The organism is Gemmatimonadota bacterium (assembly GCA_026705765.1).
GTDB lineage: Bacteria > Latescibacterota > UBA2968 > UBA2968 > UBA2968 > VXRD01.
Map to the genome: position 1 here is coordinate 1 of JAPPAB010000109.1, position 23305 is coordinate 23305.

Annotated in this window: 19 protein-coding genes; 10 read left to right on the top strand and 9 right to left on the bottom strand. The window is 50.7% G+C overall.

Annotation, left to right across the window (positions count from 1 at the left end; translation table 11 throughout):
* Together OXH16_15240 and OXH16_15245 are read right to left on the bottom strand one after the other, a co-directional pair.
* Nucleotides 1–1225: sulfatase (locus OXH16_15240; protein MCY3682754.1), on the bottom strand; the 1225-nt coding region annotated here is incomplete at its 3' end.
* Between the two features lie 15 nt (nucleotides 1226–1240).
* On the bottom strand, nucleotides 1241–3043 hold the full coding sequence (locus OXH16_15245) for a leucine-rich repeat domain-containing protein (GenBank protein ID MCY3682755.1): 1803 nt from the start codon (nucleotides 3041–3043) through the stop codon (nucleotides 1241–1243).
* A gap of 360 nt (nucleotides 3044–3403) precedes the next feature.
* Here OXH16_15245 and OXH16_15250 point away from each other — a divergent pair, with 360 nt between their 5' ends.
* Complete coding sequence (locus OXH16_15250; protein MCY3682756.1) at nucleotides 3404–5095, top strand: N-6 DNA methylase; 1692 nt, start codon at nucleotides 3404–3406, stop codon at nucleotides 5093–5095.
* Here the strand turns inward: OXH16_15250 and OXH16_15255 are convergent.
* The 5 genes from OXH16_15255 to OXH16_15275 form a co-directional block, all read right to left on the bottom strand.
* Nucleotides 5072–6100: a restriction endonuclease gene (locus tag OXH16_15255; GenBank protein MCY3682757.1), complete on the bottom strand. Its 1029-nt coding sequence runs from the start codon at nucleotides 6098–6100 to the stop codon at nucleotides 5072–5074. The genes OXH16_15250 and OXH16_15255 overlap by 24 nt on opposite strands.
* Before the next feature lie 12 nt (nucleotides 6101–6112).
* Nucleotides 6113–7222 (bottom strand): hypothetical protein, encoded by a 1110-nt coding sequence (locus OXH16_15260; GenBank protein MCY3682758.1) that lies wholly within the window; start codon nucleotides 7220–7222, stop codon nucleotides 6113–6115.
* Between the two features lie 15 nt (nucleotides 7223–7237).
* The gene (locus OXH16_15265) at nucleotides 7238–8128 is read right to left on the bottom strand and encodes a hypothetical protein (GenBank protein ID MCY3682759.1); all 891 of its coding nucleotides are present in this window, start codon (nucleotides 8126–8128) and stop codon (nucleotides 7238–7240) included.
* Nucleotides 8129–8141: 13 nt separating this feature from the next.
* On the bottom strand, nucleotides 8142–8996 hold the full coding sequence (locus tag OXH16_15270; GenBank protein MCY3682760.1) for a sugar phosphate isomerase/epimerase: 855 nt from the start codon (nucleotides 8994–8996) through the stop codon (nucleotides 8142–8144).
* An 82-nt stretch (nucleotides 8997–9078) separates the two neighbouring features.
* Complete coding sequence (locus OXH16_15275) at nucleotides 9079–10107, bottom strand: Gfo/Idh/MocA family oxidoreductase (GenBank protein MCY3682761.1); 1029 nt, start codon at nucleotides 10105–10107, stop codon at nucleotides 9079–9081.
* Between the two features lie 109 nt (nucleotides 10108–10216).
* On the opposite strand from OXH16_15275, the gene polX reads away from it, so the two are divergent.
* From polX to OXH16_15320, 9 genes are all read left to right on the top strand, one after another.
* Nucleotides 10217–11926: a DNA polymerase/3'-5' exonuclease PolX gene (polX, locus tag OXH16_15280; GenBank protein MCY3682762.1), complete on the top strand. Its 1710-nt coding sequence runs from the start codon at nucleotides 10217–10219 to the stop codon at nucleotides 11924–11926.
* Nucleotides 11927–12049: 123 nt separating this feature from the next.
* Nucleotides 12050–12490 (top strand): TraR/DksA family transcriptional regulator, encoded by a 441-nt coding sequence (locus tag OXH16_15285; protein ID MCY3682763.1) that lies wholly within the window; start codon nucleotides 12050–12052, stop codon nucleotides 12488–12490.
* A gap of 78 nt (nucleotides 12491–12568) precedes the next feature.
* The gene (locus tag OXH16_15290) at nucleotides 12569–13867 is read left to right on the top strand and encodes a Glu/Leu/Phe/Val dehydrogenase (protein MCY3682764.1); all 1299 of its coding nucleotides are present in this window, start codon (nucleotides 12569–12571) and stop codon (nucleotides 13865–13867) included.
* A 1-nt stretch (nucleotide 13868) separates the two neighbouring features.
* The gene (locus tag OXH16_15295; GenBank protein MCY3682765.1) at nucleotides 13869–17900 is read left to right on the top strand and encodes a restriction endonuclease; all 4032 of its coding nucleotides are present in this window, start codon (nucleotides 13869–13871) and stop codon (nucleotides 17898–17900) included.
* Between the two features lie 91 nt (nucleotides 17901–17991).
* Nucleotides 17992–19521, top strand: coding sequence for a pentapeptide repeat-containing protein (locus OXH16_15300; protein MCY3682766.1), 1530 nt, complete (start codon nucleotides 17992–17994; stop codon nucleotides 19519–19521).
* Between the two features lie 253 nt (nucleotides 19522–19774).
* The gene (locus OXH16_15305; protein MCY3682767.1) at nucleotides 19775–20359 is read left to right on the top strand and encodes a hypothetical protein; all 585 of its coding nucleotides are present in this window, start codon (nucleotides 19775–19777) and stop codon (nucleotides 20357–20359) included.
* Nucleotides 20356–20676, top strand: a complete 321-nt coding sequence (locus tag OXH16_15310) for a toll/interleukin-1 receptor domain-containing protein (protein MCY3682768.1) — start codon at nucleotides 20356–20358, stop codon at nucleotides 20674–20676. The genes OXH16_15305 and OXH16_15310 overlap by 4 nt, the downstream gene beginning before the upstream one ends.
* 27 nt (nucleotides 20677–20703) lie before the next feature.
* Nucleotides 20704–21048, top strand: a complete 345-nt coding sequence (locus OXH16_15315; protein ID MCY3682769.1) for a hypothetical protein — start codon at nucleotides 20704–20706, stop codon at nucleotides 21046–21048.
* Between the two features lie 13 nt (nucleotides 21049–21061).
* Nucleotides 21062–21412, top strand: coding sequence for a hypothetical protein (locus OXH16_15320; protein ID MCY3682770.1), 351 nt, complete (start codon nucleotides 21062–21064; stop codon nucleotides 21410–21412).
* Nucleotides 21413–21660: 248 nt separating this feature from the next.
* Here the strand turns inward: OXH16_15320 and OXH16_15325 are convergent, their stop codons facing one another.
* Together OXH16_15325 and OXH16_15330 are read right to left on the bottom strand one after the other, a co-directional pair.
* Nucleotides 21661–22422, bottom strand: a complete 762-nt coding sequence (locus OXH16_15325) for an aldolase/citrate lyase family protein (GenBank protein MCY3682771.1) — start codon at nucleotides 22420–22422, stop codon at nucleotides 21661–21663.
* 179 nt (nucleotides 22423–22601) lie between these two features.
* The coding region (locus OXH16_15330; GenBank protein ID MCY3682772.1) for a sulfatase-like hydrolase/transferase at nucleotides 22602–23305 on the bottom strand (704 nt) is incomplete at its 5' end.

Below are 23305 nucleotides of genomic sequence, written 5' to 3' on the forward strand. Positions count from 1 at the left end.
CTTCTTGTCCACATCCGTCGGCGTAATAGTAGATGAGTTTGTGCCGATGCGTTCTGACTCCGTAGTGTGCGTAGATATTGTGTCCGTTGAGGTGCATCCAATACCGGTAATACATTGAGGCGCGCCAGTAGGCGGGTCGGTCGCCATTTAACAGGGGGCGCATGCTGTGTCCCTGAAAATGGCTGGGGATATTTATTCCGGCGTAGTCCAGGAATGTGGATGCGAAATCTACGTTGAGGATCATGTCGTCGCAGACACTTCCCGCTTTGATTTCTTTGGGATACCGGATGAGGAATGGCATGCGGAGGGATTCTTCGTACATGAATCGCTTGTCGTACCAGCCGTGGTCGCCCAGGTAAAAGCCCTGGTCCGATGTATAGACGACGATGGTGTTGTCGGTTAGTTCTTCTTCGTCCAGGTAGTCCAATACGCGGCCGACATTGTCATCGACGGATGCTACGCAGCGCAAGTAGTCTTTGATGTAGCGCTGGTATTTCCATTTCATGTCTTCTTCGGGGGTCAAGCCTTCGGGTACGGGCTGTTTCAGGTCGCGGGGGTTCAGGTCGCGGTTGACGCGCATTTCAGCCTGCGATGCGGCTGTGGCGCGGTTGCTGTAGTCGTCCCACAGTGTTTCGGGTTCGGGGATGTTGATGTCTTCGTACATGTCCGCGTGTTTGTCATCTGGCTCCCAGGGGCGATGGGGCGCTTTGTGGTGATACATGAGCATGAATGGTTTGTTTTTGTCGCGGTCTTTTAGCCAGTCCAGTGCGAGGTCGGTTATGATGTCTGTGGTATATCCCTCGTAGTGAACTTCTTTGCCCATGTCGTACATCATGGGGTTGTGATATGCGCCTTGTCCGGGCAGTACGTTCCAGTAGTCAAATCCGGTGGGGTCATTGTGCCCGCCGTGTCCGAGATGCCATTTGCCCACCATTGCGGTTTGATATCCCGCGGCTTGCAGGAGTTTGGGAAATGTGACCTGTCGGCCGTCCAGGTTTGTGCGCAATGTGGTGACGCCGTTGATGTGATTGTACGTGCCGGTCAAGATTACTGCCCGGCTCGGCGCGCAGATCGAGTTGGTGCAAAAGCAGTTGTTAAAGCGCATGCCGCCTTCAGCGATGCGGTCCAGATTGGGCGTTTCGTTAATCCGACTGCCATAACAACTCATGGCATGCGATGCGTGATCATCGGTCATGATAAATAGAATATTGGGTCTTTCACTCATGCGTGCTCCTTTCTTTTATTCATCCACTTTTGAATATATCTCTACCGTAACCCCTCTGGCTTTCAGAGCAGGAATGTGTGTATTGAGTGATGTGGCACTCAAAGGATTATTACCCATATCAACTCCGTCTCCATTGACCAATCCCGGGTTTGCAACCAGAGGCGAAAGATCCGAAATTTTGTTGTTGTAAAGACGTAGCCCTTTCAGACCGGTTAATTTAGATAGTGATGTAATGTCCGAGATGTTGTTGTTGTCAAGCCGCAGATCTGCCAGATTTTTTAGACCAGATAATGTTGTGAGGCTCGAGATGCTGTTGTCGGAAAGATCCACCCCTATTAGAAGGTTTAAACCAGATAGTGGTGCGAGATCCGAGATGCTGTTGTGGGATAGTCCCAGCCATGTCAAGATGTATAACTCAGATAGCGGTGTGATGTCTGAGACGCTGTTGTTGTCAAGATTTATTCGTGTCAGGTTGGTCAATTTAGATAGGGGTGTGATGTCTAAGATGCTGTTGTGGGATAGTCCCAGCCACGTCAAGATATTTAACTCGGATAATGGCGTGAGATCCGAGATGTTATTGCTGTCAAGCCGCAGGTCTGCCAGATTGGTCAATTTAGATAGTGGCGTAAGGTTCGAGATGCTGTTGTGAGAAATATCCAGTTCTCCCAGGCTTTTTAACTCAGACAGCGATGTGAGATCAAAAATCGTGTTATTGTAAAGGGATAGCACCCTCAGGTTGGTCAATTTAGATAGTGGTATAAGGTTCGAGATGCTGTTGTTGTCAAGATGCAGGTCTGTCAGACCATGTAGGCCAGATAGTGGCGTGAGGTCTGAGATACTGTTGTCGGAGAGATATAGCCGTATCAGACCATTTAACTCAGATAGTGGTGTAATATCCGAGATATTATTGTTGTCAAGCCGCAGGTCTGCCAGATTTTTTACGCCAGATAATGGTGTAATGTTCGAGATGCGGTTGCTGTAAAGAGATAGTGCTTTCAGGTTGTTCAGTTGGGATAGTGGCGTGAGGTCTGAGATACTGTTGTTGTCAAGATTTATCCATGTCAGGTTGGTCAATTTAGATAGTGGCGTGAGGTCTGAGATGCTGTTGTCGTCAAGATTTATCCGTGTCAGGTTGGTCAATTTAGATAGGGGCGCGAGGTCTGAGATACTGTTGTTGTAGAGCCGCAGGTCTGTCAGGTTGTTCAATTGGGATAGTGGTGTGATGTCTGAGATGGTGTTGGTGTCAAGATGCAATACTCTTAGATTGGTCAATCCAGATAATGGTGCGATGTTTGAGATGAGGTTGTTACTAAGATGCAGATCTGTCAGATTTTTTAGGCCAGATAGTGGCGTGATGTCCGAGATGGTGTTGGTGTCAAGACGTAGCTGTGTCAGACTGGTTAATCCAGATAGCGGTGTAATGTCCGAGATACTATTGTGGTCAAGCTCCAGGTCTGTCAGGTTGTTCAATCCAGATAGCGGTGTAATGTCAGAAATGTTGTTACTGCTGAGAACCAGCCGTTTTAGACCGGTTGCATACTCCAGCCCGGTCAAATCACTGATCTTCGCATTTGATGCCTCAAGCGCATTCGATGCAGAAAGGCCAGTTAAGGTTGACATTTCTGCCTGCGTGATTATCGCGTCTGGGGGGGCCTCGCTCTTTGTATTTATCGTTTGCAGAATCACCGCTCGCAGGTTGACATCCGGGATATGCACCTCACTATCTTCTGCCCGGGCAAAAATATGTTTAGTAGGCAGAGGGTGAACTGTCAACGCAAGCGCGATAAAAATAAAAGTTATTGAGATGCGATTCTGCATAGTATTTCTTTTTGATATAGTATGGTAGGCCAAATTATTCCTTCCTCCCATTCTCCCTTAAAAAACATGTATATATTCGCGTATCAGTCCTCCCGCAGGGCAGCACTCGGGCTTTCGGAAGCGATCTTTAGCGCGTGTAAGAAACCGCCTGTAAGCGGAAGCAGGATGCCCAATAAGATCGCCACCAATATAGTAATAACGCCGAATTGAAAGCGGTAGGCAAATATTGAGAGCCATTCGTCCATAAAGAAATAGGAGATGTGAAGTTTAGCATATAGCGAGCGATTTCGATATTGACAAGTGCCCAAACGTTTAGTATGATCTGGACAGAATATAACCCAACCAGGCGATAAGAAAATCATGACAAAAGCCAATTCAGAACAAAAATCAACGGGATCGCATTACACGCCTCCTGCTCTGGCAGCATTCGTTGCAAAAGAAATGCTGAAATTATGGCAACCGCCAGAAAAGACACGCAACATCAATGTATTTGATCCCGCTCTTGGTGATGGTGAATTATTACTTGCTGTTCTGAAAAATTTACAAGAAATGGATGTGCCTCTATCCGTAAGCGGATACGAAACCAATCAGTCCGAAATGCTTTTTGCTAAAGAAAGAATAAAGGACCAGTTTCCAAAAGTTGCTACTGAGTTCCACAATCGGGATTTTCTCGCTCAATCAGCGGACTGTTCCTCTCAGCCTGACCTTTTCCAAAGCCGACGACCAGAGCAGTTCGATCTCGTAATCTCAAATCCACCTTATGTGAGAACTCAGGTAATGGGAGCAAAAAAGTCCCAAGACCTAGCTCGTCAATTCGGACTGGCAGGAAGGGTGGATCTCTATTATGCATTTATTATTGCGATAGCTCAATACATTCATCCGGAGGGCATTCTTGGAATAATCGTATCTAATCGATTCATGACGACAAGGTCTGGGGAAACTGTAAGAGCCAAAATTAAAGAAATGTATGATATTGAACATATTTGGGATCTTGGCGACACAAAACTTTTTGAGGCGGCTGTGCTTCCAGCGGTCCTGATGCTAAAACCAAAAACCTCTGCAAAGCCTTCAATCACTGCCAAATTCACTTCAATTTACACATCTGATCCCGTCAAAAAAGCGCGCAATTGCGAGAGCCCAATCGAAGCCCTTCGGCGCAGCGGGTATGTCAAAACAAAATCTAATGAATACTTCAATATTTTGAAGGGAGAATTGGATTCAGGGCGAGGACCAAAGGATATATGGCGGATCTCTACAAAGGAAAGTAGAGAATGGCTAAGTAGAGTTTGCAGGAACACCGCCGCCACATTCAAGGATCTTGGCAAAATTAGAGTAGGCGTTAAAACCACCGCGGATCGCGTATTCATAAGATCAGATTGGGATGACATGCCTTTGGATAAACGACCGGAATTGCTAAAAGATTTAACAACCCATCACATTGGAAATCCGTACAGGTCAGAGCCTCCAAAAAGCAAGATCCTTTATCCTCACACCATTCTTGGGGGAAAGCGTTGTGCAGTCAACCTGGCAAGTTATCCAAAATCGAAAGCCTATCTCGAAGAACACAGAAATCAGCTTGAGGGCAGGAAGTATGTCATTGAGTCAGGAAGAAAATGGTATGAAATATGGGTACCTCAAGATCCAAAAGCCTGGAAAAAAGCCAAAATCGTTTTTAGGGATATAGCTGAACATCCAACATTTTGGCTGGACCTGAATGGCACCGTAGTAAACGGCGACTGCTATTGGATTTCATGCTCTGAAGAAAACGAACTTACCTGGCTGGCTCTTGCTGTAGGCAACTCCTCGTTCATAGAGTGCTTTTATGATCACAGTTTCAACAATAAATTATATGCCGGAAGAAGACGATTCATGACGCAATATGTTGAGCAGTTCCCTCTTCCAAGAATAGATTCGGCGTCAGCAAGCCAACTTATCGAAATGTCAAAACAGACTTTTGAATGCACATCCGACAAAAAAACAGAACTTATGCACACAGTTGATAAATTGGTTTGGAAAGCATTTGGCTTCTCAGATAAAGAAATCCGAGGGTAGCGGTATTTGCAGTTTTTTGTTCAAAACTCTGCCTTCAAAACGTCTGAATCTTGAAAAAAAGTCTCTCCCAGTGGTCATATAAAAGTTCGTAATCATCACGCGATTTCCCGTCAGTTCACCATAAAACAGAGCGTATCTAACATCACAGTGCCGAATAACGATATTGCCATCCAAAGCTGGATAGTCAAGTGCCTGTAAGCTGTCGGGTGTCACAAGACCCAAATCTATGGTCCGCGAAGTCTGAAGTTTAATTTCTAAAAGTTGATGCGGAATGTCCGGAAATGTGCCCTTGTCTGCATATCCAGGATAGCCCAATAGCTTCGCGACAACCTCGTGCAGTAATGATCCGCGATTTCTCTCTTGATCCATTCCCACATAGTCAATTTCCATCCCAATCGTGCATTTTAGAATTCCAAAGAGTGTTTGAATGGGAATAAGCGAACGCAATGACGGATCTTCTGTCGGATCAATGAGACGCGCCGACGATTCCTGCCCAATGCGTTCCGCTGGTATTGCATCCTCCCTTGATACCAACTCGCATGCCTCGGCACCAACATCGAGAGCAGCCTGGTATTTTTGAGTCAATGTGCCCGTCCTGTCCAGTTTCGCGAGTTCTGCACCAGCAATCACTCTGACATTTCCTATCCGATTGTCCTCATCTACCCGCACAATGACGTACCTGCGCGATGCGTCCAGTTCCTCGTTCCAAATCTGCAGGTTATTCGACTTCTGAATATATACATCAAAGTTCTGTCCAGGGAACCGCGGCTGTGTCCTCTTGAAAGACCCAGGTACTGGATAACCTATTGCTTTACATACGTCAGTCTTAACGACTTTTGATCTGGTCCGTAACGCAAGGCCACTGAGAGAAATGCCAATCAGACTCTCTTTCAGTATTTTTTCGAGCTTCTTGCTTGCAATATATAGATCTGGTCTTTCTGTAGGAATATGGTCATAAATCGTGAGACCGCTTCTTTTAATAGCATTCTTATTGGGATAGACCATGTCTTATTTCCCCTAATTCAACCGAGCAATAAGATCAGACGGCACGGATGCGACGTGGATCTGGGGATGGCCCGAGCGGTCGGAGTTGAAGACGAGCCATTTGAGGTCGGGCGAGAGATAGGGATGCCCGTGCGTGTTTTGCGCGGTGCTCATGGATGTATGGGCTTCGCATACGACCGCGGTTTTGCCGGTCTGGATATTGCCGACGATGAGTTTGCTGGCGCCCTGCCAGTCGTCGCAGAAGAAGTATTGACCACACGGAGAGGTGCCGACGTGGTTGAAGCGATAGCCCGGTGTGCCAACGCGCTCTGGGGGTTTGTTTGCCGATACTTTGACGAGGTTGCCCTTGTCGGGTGCATATTCGCCTTCGGCGCGGACGGATAGGAGGATTTCATTCGCACCCGCGATCCAGGCTTCGTGCCCGGTAATACTCGGCGTATGGGGTAGTCCGACCTGAAGGCGCGTGACTTTGCCGTCGGGTATATCGACGAGGTATTCGGTGGCGCCTTCGTCGCCGACGAGTTTGAGGCGGGTGCCATCGGGTTTGAATTCGCAGCCCCGGTTGTGCTGAACCATGATTTGTTTGCCTTCTGTGGGTTCAAATTGCGTGTGGGGATTGCAGATGTCGGGGTCGGTGTTGATGATTTCTCGCGTTCCCTTTTCGAGATCGACGAGTTCTATGCCAAACATTTTGGGGTGATAGCTGATGGTGACGCCATAGGCGTAATAGCGTTCATCGGGCGATAGGGTGCCCAGGCCGCGCGTTTGAAGGTCTTCGGGAAATTCATGGATGACGCGCTGTGTGCCCGTGCGCAGGTCAACGCGCACGAGTTCCTGGCACTTGTTAGGGACAATGCGCCGATAAAAGAAGATGCCGCTGTGGGTCATGCCAGGTCCGCCCAGACCGCGACCGATTACTTCGGTTTCCCATGTGCCAAATTCGCAGGCGACGTATTCGGTGGTGTTGGGCGCGGTGTCTGAATTTTTTTGTTCATAGACAAAGACGCGCGAGTCAGCAGAGCAGTAGGGCAGTTCGCAGTAGATGTTGGATTTTTCAAGTTCGTCTGTGGTCACTTGTGTAAGTGACACGCCATTGGATAATTCACCGAGTTCGATAGACATAGTTTTTTCTCCTTTTCACATGGCACTTAAGAGCCACTGGTGTGCCAGATGCCAGTCTTCGATGTGGTTGAGTACGACGGCTGAGGATATGTCGCCACATCCCACGGTTGCGCGGATTTCTGCGCGTTTGGCGTCGTTGTGGATGCGATTGCACAAGTAGTCGTTCCATTCGTCAATGGCTTGTACGGGAATTTGACCGCCGCACTGTTCGAGTACCCAGCCTTCAAATTCGAGATAGGATGGGAGGTTTGTGCGGATGTGGTTTAATGTGGCGTCGATGCCCAGATTTAATGCGTGCAGTACGCGGGGGTCCAGGCCGCTCTCTGTCATGTCGGGATAGTCGGGGTGTAGCAGGCCTTTTGCGCGGAGGAGAATTTTGTACCAGGTGCGGGGCAATTGGCGCACGCCGAGGGGACCAAAATCAATTGTGGCGACGAGTGGGACGATGCTTCCGCTGAGTTCGGACAGGTCGCGCTTGTAAAATAACTGCATATCCTGAAGGCAGTTGAGTACGGTTGCAGTGTCGATGCCCACATCCCGCGGCAGACCCGTGTCTGTGTACGTTTCTTCGATTTTTTCCCCGCGGTGTCGCCGTGCGCGGATAAACGCGTTCCATCGGACGATGGCGTCTTGCTGTTCAAAGCCCCAGAAGTCGTCGCCTCTCTGTTCGAGTATCCACGCTTCAAATTCGAGGTACGAGGGCATGTTTTCGCGCAAGTAGGCCAATGTGGTTTCGATATCCAGATTCAATGCGCGCAGTACGCGCGGGTCGAGGCCATTATCCGTCATGTCGGGGTATTCGTCGTCTAAAATACCGGCGTTACGCGTGAGTACTTTCCACCATGTGCGGGGCAATTGGCACGCGCCGAGCGGGCCATAGACGAGACTGCTGATGAGGGGGACCATAGTGTGCTCCTTGTTAATTGATGAGGGATTTCAAATAGTTGCCCTGGGAACTGATTTTTTCTTCGTCATCGCCGGGACCAAATTCTTCAAGTGAGATATAACCCCGATATCCGACGTCTTTGAGGTCCTGGATAATTTGGGGAATATCTGCCATGCCTTCTCGCAGGTCGCTAAAATTCCATTCCCATTGCATGCTTCCGGTCTCGTCGCGCTCGGTTTGCACGGGTGTGGCATTGCCGATGTGTACATGGGCGAGATACGGGCCGAGTAGTTCGAGGCCCATTTTGCTGTCTTCAAGTCCCACGCGGATCATGTTGGGCACATCCCAGATGGCACCGATGTGATTGGGATCGAGGTTTTCTAAGAGGGCGATGGTGCGAGATGCGCTCACAGCGATGGTGCCAACGTGAATTTCATAGATGATTTTGACGCCGTAATCGCGTGCCATTTCGACCAGGTCGGCAAAACTCGCGCGCGCTTTGAGGAATTGGGGAATATAGGGCGCCTGGCGGTCGTGGCTCTGGGCACCAACGCGAATGAGGGGTGGGTTATCGGAGTCGATTGCACGCGCGCCTTTGAATATTTTTTCGATGATTTCGATCTTATCATAAGTGAAATTGGATGCGAGGGTGCAAACGCGCACGCCGGTTTGGTTTGAGAGGTCGCGTATCTGCGCTGCCTTGTCCAGGATATTGTCTGGGCTGACATCCGTGAGGTGGCGTCCCCAATAGAACAATTCGGCATTGGGGTCTTCGGGATTGTATCGGCAGCGGAGTTCAATGCCTTCGTAACCGTGTTTTTCCAATTTTTTGAATGTGGTTTCCAAATCCCATCGGGGAAGCATGACAGAGGTGAGTGAAAGTTTCATCGTGTCTCCTGATAGTTTGATTGTATCGTTGGTTCGATCTACGGATTTTATCCTGTATATCCTTTAATCCGGCACATCCTGATCAGAATTTGGCACTTTGGCGGCATAAGTCCATGACGCGCATGAGTTCGCGCGATTCTTCTATGCGAATATAGGGCGTGGCGTTGTTGACGATTACGTCGTAGATGTTGGCGTAGAAGTCGCGCTGTTTGTCCCGGGTAATGGGGATGTCTTCTTCCCGCCAGGGCAATCGGTCCTTATTGTCGTAGCTGCGTTCGGGTGCTGCGCCTTCGACGATGTTTAGCAGGGGCGCTTCTGCGGGGTCGTAATATCGTACTTTGAATACGTTGTCCTCGCGAATGGCTGTGCCGTATTTTCCACAGATATGCCAGAGGGGCATGATATGGGCAGTGGCCTGATTGATATGCACGTCTAAGAGTTGTCCAGATTCTTTTTTCACCCAGGCTTTGACTACGTCGTCGGCATCCCCCCGGGTGGCAATTGCCCAGCGTTTGCAATCGACTTCTGTGATTGCCGAGTCGTCGGAGAGATAGATGAGTTGGTCGAGGTAATGCGCGCCGTAGTTGTTGAGCATGCCGCCGCCGTTTTTCCGCAAGCTCTGCCAGTCGTTTCGGCGCACATAGCGATATACGCCCCGGTGTATGAAGTAGATAGGTCCCAGCATGCCGCTTTGAATAATTTCTCGCGCGGTTTGCGTTTCGGGTGTGAGGCGGTGGGGTTGATAAAGAAAGATGCGGCGGTTATTTTTTTGGGCCTGGGCGATCATGCGATCTGCCGAGGCGAGGGAGGTGGTCATGGGTTTTTCGAGGATGACGTGACAACCTTCGTTGAGGGCGCGAATGGTCATGTCTTCGTGCAATGTGGTCGGCGTGGCAATGGCGACTACGTCGGGCAATGGGCAGGACCAGAGAGATTCAAAATCGGTGTGGGTTTCACAATCCGCTGCTGCGCGTGCTTCGGATAATCGTTCGGGCAGGGGATCGACAACAGCGGTGATTTCAAATTGGTCGGATGAGAGGGCTTGCTGGAAGTGAAAACGCCAGCCGATGCGCCCCAGTCCGACGATGGCGATTTTTGTGGTTTGGTTCATTGACTTAGCTCCATTCTGTATCTATATTCTCCAAACTTTGACCAGGCGATTGAAGTTAAAATAACCATGTAGATTGCCAAATGTCCACTACATTTCCCGGTGGTTTTGAATGGATAATAAAGATATTGCCGCGGCTTTGGAAGAGATGACTACGCTGATGGAATTGAATGGCGATAATGCGTTTCGCATTCGGTCTTATGTCAATGCAGCGCGGCAGATTGAGTTGTTGCGGAAGCCCGCTTCGGATTTGAGCGTGCGCGGTGAATTGGAATCTGTGCGCGGTATTGGCGCGAAGATGGCGGCAAATATCGCAATCCTTATTGATACGGGGCAGTTGCCGGGTATGGGCGATTTGCGTTCCGCGCTGCCCGAGGGGTTGTTGGAGATGATTGAGGTGCCCGGTTTGGGGGCGAAACGGGTGCGGTCTATTTACGAGCAGTTGGGTATTGCCGATGTGGATGCGCTGGCAAAAGCATGCGAGGCGGGTGAGGTCGAAAAGTTGCGCGGGTTTGGGAAGAAGACCGCTGAGAGTATTTTGCGCGGGGTGTCTTATTTGCAGCAACACCGCGGGCGTTTTTTGAGCCGCACGGCGCAGGATGAAGCAGAGGCTTTGCGCGCTTATCTGTCAGATCAACCGGGGGTGATTCGCCTATCGGTGGCGGGCAGTGTGCGGCGATGTATGGAGACGAGTAAGGATGTGGATATTGTTGCGAGCGCGAAAGACGGGGGCGCACTTGCCGGGGCTTTTGTCGCGTATCCCGGTGTGGCAGAGGTTACGGGGCAGGGTGAGACAAAGGTAAGTGTTGTGCTGGATTCGGGTATGCGCGCGGATTTGAGGATTGTGCCGGATGCGGCGTTTCCCTATGCATTGCACCATTTTACTGGGAGTAAAGAACACAATACCGCGATGCGGCAACGGGCAAAAGACCGGGGTATGCAGCTCAATGAATACGGATTGTTCAAGGGGGATGAAAACGCGGTTTGTGCCGATGAGAAAGCGTTGTTTGGTGCGTTGGGTTTGCATTATATTCCGCCCGAGTTGCGCGAGGGACGAGATGAGATTGATCGCGCAGAACAAGGATCGTTGCCGGAGTTGGTCGCGCAATCCGATTTGAAGGGTACGCTTCATGTGCATACGACGTATAGCGATGGAAGGCATAGTGTGGAGGATATGGCGCGGGCGGCAAAGGTGCTGGGTTATGCGTATATCGGTATTTGCGATCACAGCAAGGCCGCGGCTTATGCCAATGGGTTGAATGAAGATCGCGTGCGGTTGCAGTGGGATGAGATTGATCGCGTCAACGATGCGGTGGAGGGTATTCGGGTGTTGAAGGGTATTGAGGTTGATATTTTGAGCGATGGGGGGTTGGATTTTGACGATGAACTTTTATCCGCGTTTGATCTGGTAGTCGCGTCTGTGCATTCGAAGTTTTCAATGACTGAAAAAGAGGCTACAGATCGGTTGATTCGCGCTGTTCAGAATCCCCATGTCGATATTTTGGGGCATCCGTCAGGTCGTTTGTTATTGTCTCGTGAGGGCTATCCGCTCAATATGAAGGCGGTGATTGACGCTGCGGCCGAGGCGCGTACGGCAATTGAGATCAATGCCAATCCCGCGCGTTTGGAGTTGGATTGGCGATTTTTATCTTATGCGCGAGAGAAGGGCGTGCAAATCCCGATTAATACAGATGCCCATAGTGTGGAAGGGCTGCAAGATATGTGCTTTGGGTTGGGGATTGCCAGAAAGGGTGGTTTGACGGCTGATGATGTGTTCAACGCACTTTCTGTAGAGGATTTTTTGGCTGCGCTTGGAGGATAGGATGCCTGGAGACGCGATTTATTTTTTTTCTGCAAGACTTGACATTATTTTCCCGCTGACATATAATTGCGGATAAATTTATGGGAGCAGATTTCTGGGAAACAAAAAGAGGACCAATAGGTAATGGCAAAGCATGAACCTTTCAGTGACGAAAAGCTCGCGTTTTATAAAAAAATTTTGACTGAGCGCAAGCGCGAGTTGCTCAAGCAAGTGCTCAGTCAAGATGAAGATCTCGATGAAATTAGAGGGGATGTCGCAGCCGATCCTCTCGATGCGGCGGGCAATGCGTCGTCGTTGGAGTTGATGACGACGCTGGGCAATCACGAGCGGCTCGAATTGGCAGAGATTGACAATGCCTTGCAAAAAATTGAAAATCGGACTTATGGATTCTGCGAGGAGTCCGGTGAACCGATTCATCCGATGCGGCTCGAGGCTATGCCCACTGCGCGTTATACGGTGCAGGTTCAGGAACGGCTCGAGCGCACACCCCAACAGTTTAGTCGGCCCCGCCGCCGCATTTTGAAGCGCGAAGATTTGCCTATTTCTACAGATGACGATGAGTAACTCTGGAATTTGTAGATGATTACCCCATGGCCGTCAGGATATACCCCTGACGGCTTTCTGTATTCAGGAGGATATACAATGTCCCAATCATTGTTCAGCGATGCCAGCCAAAGGCTCGATGAAGCTCTTGCTTATGCTTCTATTTCTGAGGAGGCTATTGAGCGGCTCAAATTGCCCAGGTCGAGTTTGAAAGTTTCCATCCCGGTGCGGATGGATAACGGCGAGTTGCGTATTTTTCCGGGGTACCGGGTGCGCTACGACGATACGCGGGGTCCCACCAAAGGAGGTATCCGCTTTCATCCAGATGTGTCTATTGACGAGGTCCAGTCTCTGGCTTTTTGGATGACTTTCAAATGCGCGGTGGCCAATTTGCCCTTTGGCGGGGGTAAGGGTGGCATAACGGTTGATCCCAAGTCGCTGTCTCCTTTTGAACTGGAGCGGCTCAGTCGGGGTTATATCGATGCGGTGGCCGATTTTATCGGTCCGGATGTCGATATTCCAGCGCCAGATGTTTATACCAATGAGATGATTATGGGCTGGATGGTGGATCAGTATAGCATTATTAAGCGGCAGATTGCGCCGGCGGTGATTACTGGCAAGCCTTTGACTATGGGGGGGAGTCTGGGGAGGGATAAGGCGACTGCGATGGGGGCTTTTTTCACTATGGAGGCGACTTTGCCCAGGCTCGGGTTGAGTGGCTCGCCCGCTACGACGACTGTGGCAGTGCAGGGCTTTGGCAATGCCGGGGCTATTATTGCTGAGTTGCTTTTTGACGCCGGTTATAAGGTTGTGGCGGTGAGTGACTCTCAGGGTGGGATATATCGGCGAGAGGGTCTCGATATTCCCAGTGTGCGTCAGTTCAAGGATTCGACCCGCGCGCTTAAAGCCGTTTATTGCGAAGGTAGTGTGTGCAATGCGGTTGATCACGAGACGATTACCAATGAGGAATTGCTCACGCTCGATGTCGATATTCTGGCGCCAGCGGCGCTGGAGAACCAGATTACAGCGTCGAATGCCCGCGATATTAAGGCGCGGGCGGTGTACGAACTGGCAAATGGTCCAACGACTCCGGAGGCGGACGAGATTTTGCGCGGGCGAGATGTGGTGGTGTTTCCCGATATTCTGGTCAATGCCGGCGGCGTGACTGTGAGTTATTTTGAGTGGGTGCAGAATCGCCAGGGTCTGTATTGGACGCTGGAGGAGGTCAATCAGCGGCTGAAACAGAAGATGGTCGAGGAGACAGAGCGCGTTTGGGATATTGCCCAGACACAGGGTATTTCTCAGCGTACCGCAGCTTATGTCCACGCTTTGAACCGAATCGGCGATGCGGTGCAAGCTAAAGGGACCAAGAGCTATTTCACGGGTGGGAGTGATTGATGTGAATGTAAATCATTCTATGAATATTGTGCGCGTGCTACAGGGCGGTCTGTTCACGAGCGATTTTCTCATAGATGCTGTCCAGGAGATGGACGAATGGCAGAGATGGGATGATGGGGAGGTATTTGAGACCGAACTTCAAAATATCTTCAATGCCTTCCCAATTGATCAGAATCCCAATGAAAGCCAGACTGAAGACGATTTGATCTGGCCTATCCTCAACTGCCTCGGATGGACAGATTACCTGACGCAACAAAATCTGACGCCTCGGGGTCGTGCTGATGTGCCTGATGGTCTTTTGTTTGAGGACGATACACACAAGGCGCGTGCCAATGATTTCGCCGAGGAGTGGAGACGCTACGAGTGGGGGCTGGCAATTGTGGAATCCAAGCGGTGGGACTTGCCACTTGATCGCCGGTCTGACCAGCATGTAGCCGCGCCTTCGACACAGATGCTTCGCTATTTGCGTCGGGTGGATGATTTGACGGAAGGCAAGTTGCGCTGGGGCATTCTCACAAATGGCGCGCAGTGGCGGCTCTATTATCAGGGGGCGCGGTCTGTTTCCGAGCAGTTTTTTGAGATAGATCTCGCGGCGGTACTCGGTCTTGATGGCAGTGCGTTCTCCGAGGATGAGCGACGCTATTGTTTGAAGTTGTTCGCGCTGTTTTTTGGGCGAGATGCGTTTCTGCCCGATGCGGAGGATACGCGTACCTTTCACGAGCGCGTGCTTGACGAGGGGCGGTTCTATCAGGAGCGCGTGGCGAATAGTCTATCCGGGATGGTCTTTTCTCGGGTTTTTCCCGATTTGGCCCGTGCTATTGCTGCTGTTGCGCCGGATGCGCCCTTGTCAGAGGTGCGCGATGCAGCCCTGATATTGCTCTATCGCCTGCTTTTTATTTTGTATGCCGAGGATCGCAACCTGCTGCCGGTGCGCGATGATCGTTATGATGATTACTGTTTGCGCCGGGTACGCGATGACATTGGGGGCCGGAAAGCACGAGATGATGTGTTCTCCGAGACTGCTGCACGCTATTATTCGGCTATTGATGACCTTTGTCACGCTATTGATGAGGGAGATTCTTCCATTGGTCTGCCACCGTATAACGGCGGTCTGTTTGACCGGGAAATTACACCTCTTTTGGCTCAAATTAAGCTGGGCGATCAGGTGGTGGCCGATGTTATTGATGCGCTTTCATTTGAGAATGGACGGTATATCAATTACCGCGACCTGAGCGTTGAGCAACTGGGGTCGATTTACGAGCGGTTGCTCGAACACGAGGTCGTGCGCGAAGAGGACGAGATTTTAGTGCGTCCGAATGTGTTTGCGCGGAAGGGGTCGGGAAGTTATTACACGCCGGATGCCCTTGTGCGTCTGATTCTCAAGGAGACGATTGAGCCATTGGTGCAGGCACGTATGGACGCTTTTGCCAAACAGGTTGACGAAATTACACGCAGTAAGGTGAGCGAGGGGTTTAAGCGGAAGGCTCTCGCGCAAGTCGATCCGGCAGAGAAGTTACTCGATCTGAAAATTTGCGATCCGGCAATGGGATCGGGTCACTTTTTGGTCAGTTTGGTGGATTATCTTTCCGACCACGTTATTGCTGCAATGGCCGAAGTAGATAGCACGGGCTATGTTTCGCCACTGACTGAGCGCATTGATGCTATTCGCCAGACGATCTTGACCAATGCCAAACAGCGCGAGTGGGCCATAGATGAGGCGCAACTTGATGACCGGCATATTGTGCGACGTATGGTACTCAAGCGGTGCGTTTATGGGGTAGATAAGAATCCGATGGCGGTGGAACTGGCTAAGGTGTCGCTGTGGCTGCACTCATTCACTGCGGGCGCGCCGCTGAGTTTTTTGGATCATCATCTGCGGTGTGGCGATAGTTTGTTTGGGTGCTGGGTCAGTCAGGGTATAGATAAGGCTATGGAAGAGGGTAGCCCCCTGTTTTTGAATGAGCCAATACAACGGGCAACAGGGGCCGCACAGGCGATGCAGTTGATCGAAGAATTGACTGATGCAGAGATTGAAGAGGCCGGGCGATCTGCGGAATTGTTTGCAGATATGCAGGCTGGGACACAGCCATTGGATGCGTTTTTGTCGCTGATTCACGCATTCGAGTGGTTGGATGTGCGGGGGAAGGAGGATAAGATTGCCCTTCGCGCTTTTTTTGACAGTCGATTCGGCAATCCTGTGGAGATTGCGGCGGGAACGGTTGAGGTGAGGATGGATGTGCCGGAGGCAGAGCGGTTTGTGGAATTACTGACCGAAGCCCGTGATCAGATTGCCCAGGAGGGCTTTCTGAACTGGCAGGTGGCGTTTCCCGGCATTTGGCAAGATTGGAGATCTGCTTCACTGCATGGCGGCTTTGACGCAGTGATCGGCAATCCGCCGTGGGACAGGGTGAAGTTGCAACAGGTGGAGTGGTTTGCGGCGCGACAGCCCGAAATTGCCAGTGCCCAACGCGCGGCAGATCGCAAGCGGATGATTGGGGCGTTGCAGAAGTCCGGTGATCCGCTATTCGTCGAGTTTGAACGAGCAGATGAGCGCGCTAAGTCCGCGGCTCGTGTAGCGCGCAAATGGGGCGATTATCCCTTCTTGGCGCGTGGCGATATTAATCTTTACTCGCTGTTTGTGGAACGGGCAATGGCATTGGTGAAAGAGGATGGTGTTGTAGGCCTGCTGACGCCTTCGGGCATTGCCTCTGACAAGACAGCCGCGCCGTTTTTCCGCTCAGTAGCGACAGAGGGGCGGTTGCGGGCGTTATACGATTTTGAGAATCGCCGCACGCGCTACACTGCGCCGCCATTTTTCCCAGATGTGGATAGCCGTTTCAAGTTCTGCGCGTTTGTGGCGAGTCCATCGCCAACGGATGATTCCGCCCGATGCGCCTTCTTCCTTCAGGATGTTTCGGAATTGGCAGATGAGAATAGCTGCTTCTCTCTGACGGCAGAGGATTTTGCCAGCGTCAATCCCAACACCGGCACTGCACCCATTTTTCGTTCTGGCAGAGACGCGGAATTGACGACCGCGATCTATCGTCGTTTGCCTGTACTCGTGAACCGCTCGGCAGGTGAGGAAGTCAAGGCGTGGTCAGTGCGATATTCAACAATGTTTCACATGGCAAATGATTCCCACCTATTCCACACACGGGAAGAATTGGAAGACAAGGAAGGTGCGTATCCTATTGGCGGTAATCGCTTTAACAGTCCAAGTGGGGAGTGGGTGCCGCTATACGAAGGTAAGATGGTACAGGCTTATGACCACCGCGCTGCAGATGTGGTATCGAAAGACGCCAATCTGTTTCGACCCGGTCAACAAGAGTCTATCCAAGCAGCAGAAAAAGAAAATTTTAGCCGTTTCCCTAATCCCCGTTACTACGTAAAAGACGACGCTGGTCGCTGGCGATGGGACCGCGATTGGGTCATTGCGATGAAGGACATTACGGCGGCAACCAACATGCGAACCATGATTGCAGCCATTATCCCCCGAGTAGGCGCGGGCCATACGCTCCCGCTACTGCCGATACTCGATGAATCGCCTTCTCAGGCGTGTTTTGTCGTCGCCAATCTGAATGCGTTGGTGTTCGACTTTGTCGCCCGACAAAAAGTGCCCGCCACCCATTTTACATTGTATGTCCTCGAACAACTCCCCGTCGTCCCGCCCGACCAATACGAGTCCACCCACTTCGGTTCCAAAACTGCTGCCGAAATTGTCCGCGATGCTGTCCTTGAACTCACCTACACCGCCCACGACATGGCTCCATTTGCCCGTGACCTCGGCTACGAATGCTCGCCCTTCCAATGGGACGAAAATCGTCGCCTCCACATCCGCGCCAAACTCGATGCCTTGTTCTTCCACCTCTATGGCATCACTGACCGAGACGATATTCGCTACATCTACTCCACCTTTCCCATCGTCGAGCGTCAGGAAATAGCTGCTTATGATCGCTACCTCTCTCGCGATCTCTGCCTCGCATGGATGAACGCCCTCGCCGCGGGGGATCCAGATGCGGAGATTGTGTTATGAGTTATCCGCAGATGGGCGCAGATGGAAAGGCAAATGCTATGATGGGGAGATTGAGAATGCGTGATGGCAAGTGTGAAAAGGAGATAGCATTATGAGTGATGAGAAGCCTGAAAACAAAAAAAGAAAATGGCCGATTCGTTGGTACCGCGCTATTATGGATTGGCAAGTTTGGAAGGATTGGTCTGGCTGGGTCAAGGTCATTGTCGTTATCTGGGTTCTATTGCCGTTTCCTAATATGTACGAAATCCTACAAACTTGGCTGCCCTGGATCCATTCTCTCTTGGACGAAATTGGGACCCTTCTCTCCGCATTGTCTGAATCTACATCGTCTGAATCTGCATCGTCTGAATCTGCATCGTCTCAAGAGGGTCAAAATCAAAGTTTATTCGATCAAGTGCGGGCAAGCATGTTGGTCATCGCGGCCTGGTATGGCGTGCCTTTTCTGATCTGGCGCATGTTACTCGCGGACCGGCAGACCCAAGCCACGGAAATGCAGACCCAAGCCGCAGACAAGCAGACGGAGATCAATCGCGAGAGCCACTACACCGATCTTTTCACCAAAGCGATAGAACAACTTGGCGCAACCAGTCAGAACGGAGGGCCTGCTATTGAGACGCGGATCGGAGCAATCTATTCCTTGGAGCGGCTTGCAAAGGACAGCGAGCGCGATTATGGTCCCATCATTGAAACACTCGCCGCCTATATCCGCGAGCATTGTCGCGATCCGAAATCTTTTGATGATAAGAAATTGAGCGGAGATGAATTGAAGCTGGTGCAGCAGAAGTGGGAGGAGGTGCTGAGTGCGTTGAAAGAAGAGGATTTTAACGGGATAAAATTTGATCAAGCGCGATATGAGTGGATTATGTCGCTGCTTTGTAATTCCCCAGCAGACCGCGCTGATGTAGCGGCGGCATTGACGGTGCTGAGCCGTCGGGAACAGAATCGGCACTGGACCAGCACGAGCGAAAATGAGACCCAACCAGACTTCACTGGAGCAAACTTTCAAGGAGCAACACTCTGGAACAAGAGCGAAGGCCTTGCACGCGAAGGTACTAATCTGAGATTGGCCCGTCTTGAGGGAGCAGGCCTCTGGGAGGCTAATCTTGAGGACGCAGAACTTATGGGAGCCAAACTATCGGGTGCGAACCTTATCGCAGCCAAATTTAAGGGCGCAGATCTTTCAGAAGCTAAATTGGTGGGTGCAAATCTTATTAACTCCAAAATAGTGAAAGTAAACCTTATTGGAGCCGACCTTAAAGGTGCGAATCTTACGAGGGCAGATATTAAAGAAGACACGATGCTTAAGGTAGCTAAACTTGAGAGTGCAAAATTTTGTGGAGCCGTTTTCTGCAATGTCAATCTTGAAGGTGCAAACTTCCGGGATGCTAATCTTGGGGGGGCAGTCTTTAATGAAACCAATCTATCGGGCGCACTTCTTGCAGGAGTCGATCTCCGAGATTCAAACGGTTTAACGACTGAGATGCTCCAAGAAGCATTTGGAGATGAAAACACGTCCCTGCCTAATGGCGTAACTCCGCCCGAACACTGGGGTAGTGAACAGGAGGCTATTGAAAAATGGCAGGCGTTTTGTGAGGGTGAGGGTTTTCCAGTTACGCTCTAACTGAGTCCAGGATAGTAGCCATCCTAAAGTTGGATACAAAAGAGACACTATATGGATGATAGGGTTAACCACGGATTTCTCGACATTGCGATGAACGGATGATCGCTGAACCATCTATCGCGCCCAACGCCGTAGAGAGCGCAAAAGCGGGTTGACACCACTGGGTATAATGGGATATATTTTTTTGCACAGGACGGCATCTGACAAGTTGTGATTACAGATATTTCTATGTTAGGATAAAAAGAAGATAAATATGGCTACGAATCCGGTTGCAAACGCGAAATTGCCCGCCAAGATGACGCCGCTTTGGGTCATTTCCCTCTTTGTGTTTCTCACCGAAGTCATTGCGGGAATCGCCGCTACTCAGACGACGGGCAATCTCCAAGCTGCACTCATCTGGTTTGTGATAATCTTTCCCTTCCTCGTAGCAAGCATGTTCTTCGGCCTACTTTGGTTCAGACCCTGGACGTTTTATCCACCGAGTGAATACGCCAATGTAGATGTGCAAAGGTATGTCGAGGCTCTTCGGGGAGGGCCTATTTCGATTGTGAGAGAGACAAAAGATGTGCAGGGCGATGTCGAAATAGCCGGTGACCCCGACCGACTCAAGCTCCTTTTTAAGGCGGATGGTGGGACCTGGGTTAGAAGTACAAAGGCTATGGATGTGGGGTCCGGTTGTGTTGTCCAGATGTCCACGAAATTTCTGACTCCACAGGGTACTTGGAATGCCGCAGAAGCCTTGACTTATGTGCCAGATACTATGATCGTTGGCGAGGAAGAGGGAGACGGCCACTATCTGGTTCACAAGCATCAGCAAAAGGAAGATGGTGACGCATGATATTCATCTGTTACTCCTGGCGTGACGCCGAAGTAGTCCATGACGTGACAAAGCAATTGGCAGGTATGGGGCGCGATGTGTGGATTGATTCCGAGCATCTCAATCTGGATGCACCTATGGATGATCAAATTCGTCAGGCTCTTCGCAAATCTTCGAGTGTACTTCTTTTTGATTCGCCAAATTCGCGACGTTCAAAATGGGTTAGACGTGAGTTGGCTTGGGCTAAAGGCGCGGGAATAGATATTGTGAATTGGCCGATTGAGAATGCCGAGGAACGACTTAAATGGCCTAACCAGGCATTGCAAGCGCCGATTTAATAAGGCATTGGATAAGGAGCGTGTTTCATGAAAGCCTCTATTCCCTTTGAGGATTATCTGATGCCAAAACTCAAAGACCCCAAGTATGCAGATGAGTATATTGATGTCGCCCTGGAGACTTATGACGAAGACCAGAATCTGGATGCCTTGCTGTTCATTTTACAAAGTGTTGTTCGGGCACGGGGCGAAGATAAAAAGGTGATAGAGAAAATTTATTGGGCATTTAAAAAGAGAGGTATTTTGCCCATGTTGAAGAAATCGTCACGCCCCCGCTACAAGTACGCTCTGGATTACCTTGGTCTTTCTACTCAGGGAGTAGCAGCCGATTCATCGGCATCGAACCAATTTGTCGTAAATGAGGCGTCTAATTAGAAGATGAATTGTCATGACAGATTCCGAGAAGATAGCACGGCTTGAAAAGAAAGTGGCCGAACAAGACCAGCGGTTAATTAATATTGAAAAAAATGGGGTTGGGCTTGACGACCAGACCGAACAGAACACAAAAGATATTAACCGTATAGAAGATCAGACGATCAACCGTTTTGAGCAACTGATCACCCAGATGAACGCGGGCTTTAATCGCCTGGAAAGTACCTTAAAAAGCGATATTAACCGCGTGGAGACCAATTTAAAAAGCGATATCAATCGCGTGGAAGGGCAAACCATAAAATGGTTGTCTCTGCTCATTGCAGTCGCGGTTATTATCCTCAGTTTTATGACCTACATCAAGGGTTAAGCGATTTTCCAAAGCCCGTCCCGTTGGAAAACGGGAATTGAACATAGATTTTGAGTAAAATTGTCAGCACAGTCGAGAGGTCTGACCTATTGGACCGCGGGAGCAAGGTCTCCCCTTGACTGTCTTTTTTTATAAATTATGTGCAGGCAAATAAAGCCATCAGCACTCACGATACCCCCGAGAGCTTATGATGGAAAATAAGGAGATACCAGGCGGTATCTCCTTTTTCTGTTTATTGCGATGATGGATCAATTGCGGATTTCTCGGAGGATGTGACGGCAGCCGTAGAGGTAGATGCCCGTGTCAACGGAGAGCGAGATGTAGCCCACGCCCGCGTCGATCCAGCGGTTGGCGGCTTCGGGGGAGTCGGCAAATGTGCCGACGGTGAGTCCGGCGTCGTTGATTAAGTTTGCGGCTTCGCGCATTCGATCAACCACGCGCGGGTCGTTGACCTGGCCGGGTATGCCGAGAGATTGCGAGAGGTCATAAGGTCCCAGAAAGATGACGTCGAGGCCTGGAACAGAGATGATTTCTTCGAGGTTTTCGAGGCCTTCCACGCCTTCGATGTGGATGAGTATCATCGATGAGGCATTGAGGCGTTCAAATATGGCGCCACCATCTGCAAAATAACGGGCTGCCCGGGTATAGGGCGAGACACCCCGCATGCCCAGCGGTGAATATTTGGCTGCCCGCACAACGGCTTCGGCATCGGCTTTGTTGCAGATTTGCGGTACCTGTACGCCGCCAGCGCCTATGTCGAGGGCGCGCAGGATCTGTGCGGGGTCATTTTCTCGCACTCTGACTATGGGCGTGATATCGACGCCGTGTGCAACGCGGCAGAGGTCTTCGCAGGTAGGTATGTCGAGCGGCCCGTGTTCGGTGTCGAGGATGACAAAGTCAAATCCGCTGTATGCCGCGATTTCGATGAGCGCGCCAGAGCTGAGGTTGACGAAGGGTCCGATGGCAACGTCGCCATTGGAGAGTTTGTTTTTGAGCAGGTTTTCGGCCATTTTGGAACTCCTGGTAAAAAGAATGGACGGATGGACGAATAGACGAATAGACGAATAGACGAATAGACGAATAGACGAATCCCACCCTACCACCCAAAGTCGTTACAAACTACGTCGTAGATTCGTAGATGAACTGGCCTGAGAGACGGCCAGTTGTACACCACTCCGCTGATTCGTTCTCACGCACCTATAAAAGACTTATCATTTGTTTTTTCGCACCAGTCGCGCAGGCGGCGGCGGTGGTCGTCGAGTTCATTTTTGAAACGCGAGTTGACGGCGAGGTTGACCATTTCGCCGGGGTCGTTCTGGAGGTCGATGAGTTGTTCGCGGTGGCGGCCTATGGGAAAGGCGCTGTATTTGTAATGGTCGGTGAGTACGGCGCGCGAAGCACCGCTGCCGCCTGGACCAGAACCGAGGTCGATGATGGTTTCAACGACGAGGTCGTCGCGCCATTCGCCGGATGTGTTGCCTTCTGCGAGAGATCGCAGGCTCAATCCGTCGAGGTCCTCAGGAGCGCTTGCACCGCCGATGTCGCATAAGGTGGGGAGCAGGTCGAGGCCGAGGGAGACGAGGTGCGTGTCGTTGACGCCGCCGGGTTGCGTGACGCCTTTGTGGCTGATGATGAATGGGATGTTGATGACTTCTTCGTAGAGGCTGGTTTTTTGATTCCAGTTGTGTGCGCCGTGTCCGTCGCCGTGATCTGAGGTGAAGACGATGTACGTATCTTCTTCGAGGCCCAGGTCGCGCAAGCCGTTGAGGAGGACGCCAATTTCGGCATCGACTTTTTCGCACAGGCGATAATAGAGGAAGCGGAGGCGTCGCCAGTCGTCTTCGGTATATTCAATGGTGGGATAGACGCGGCGGTTGGCCTGGCGCAGCATTT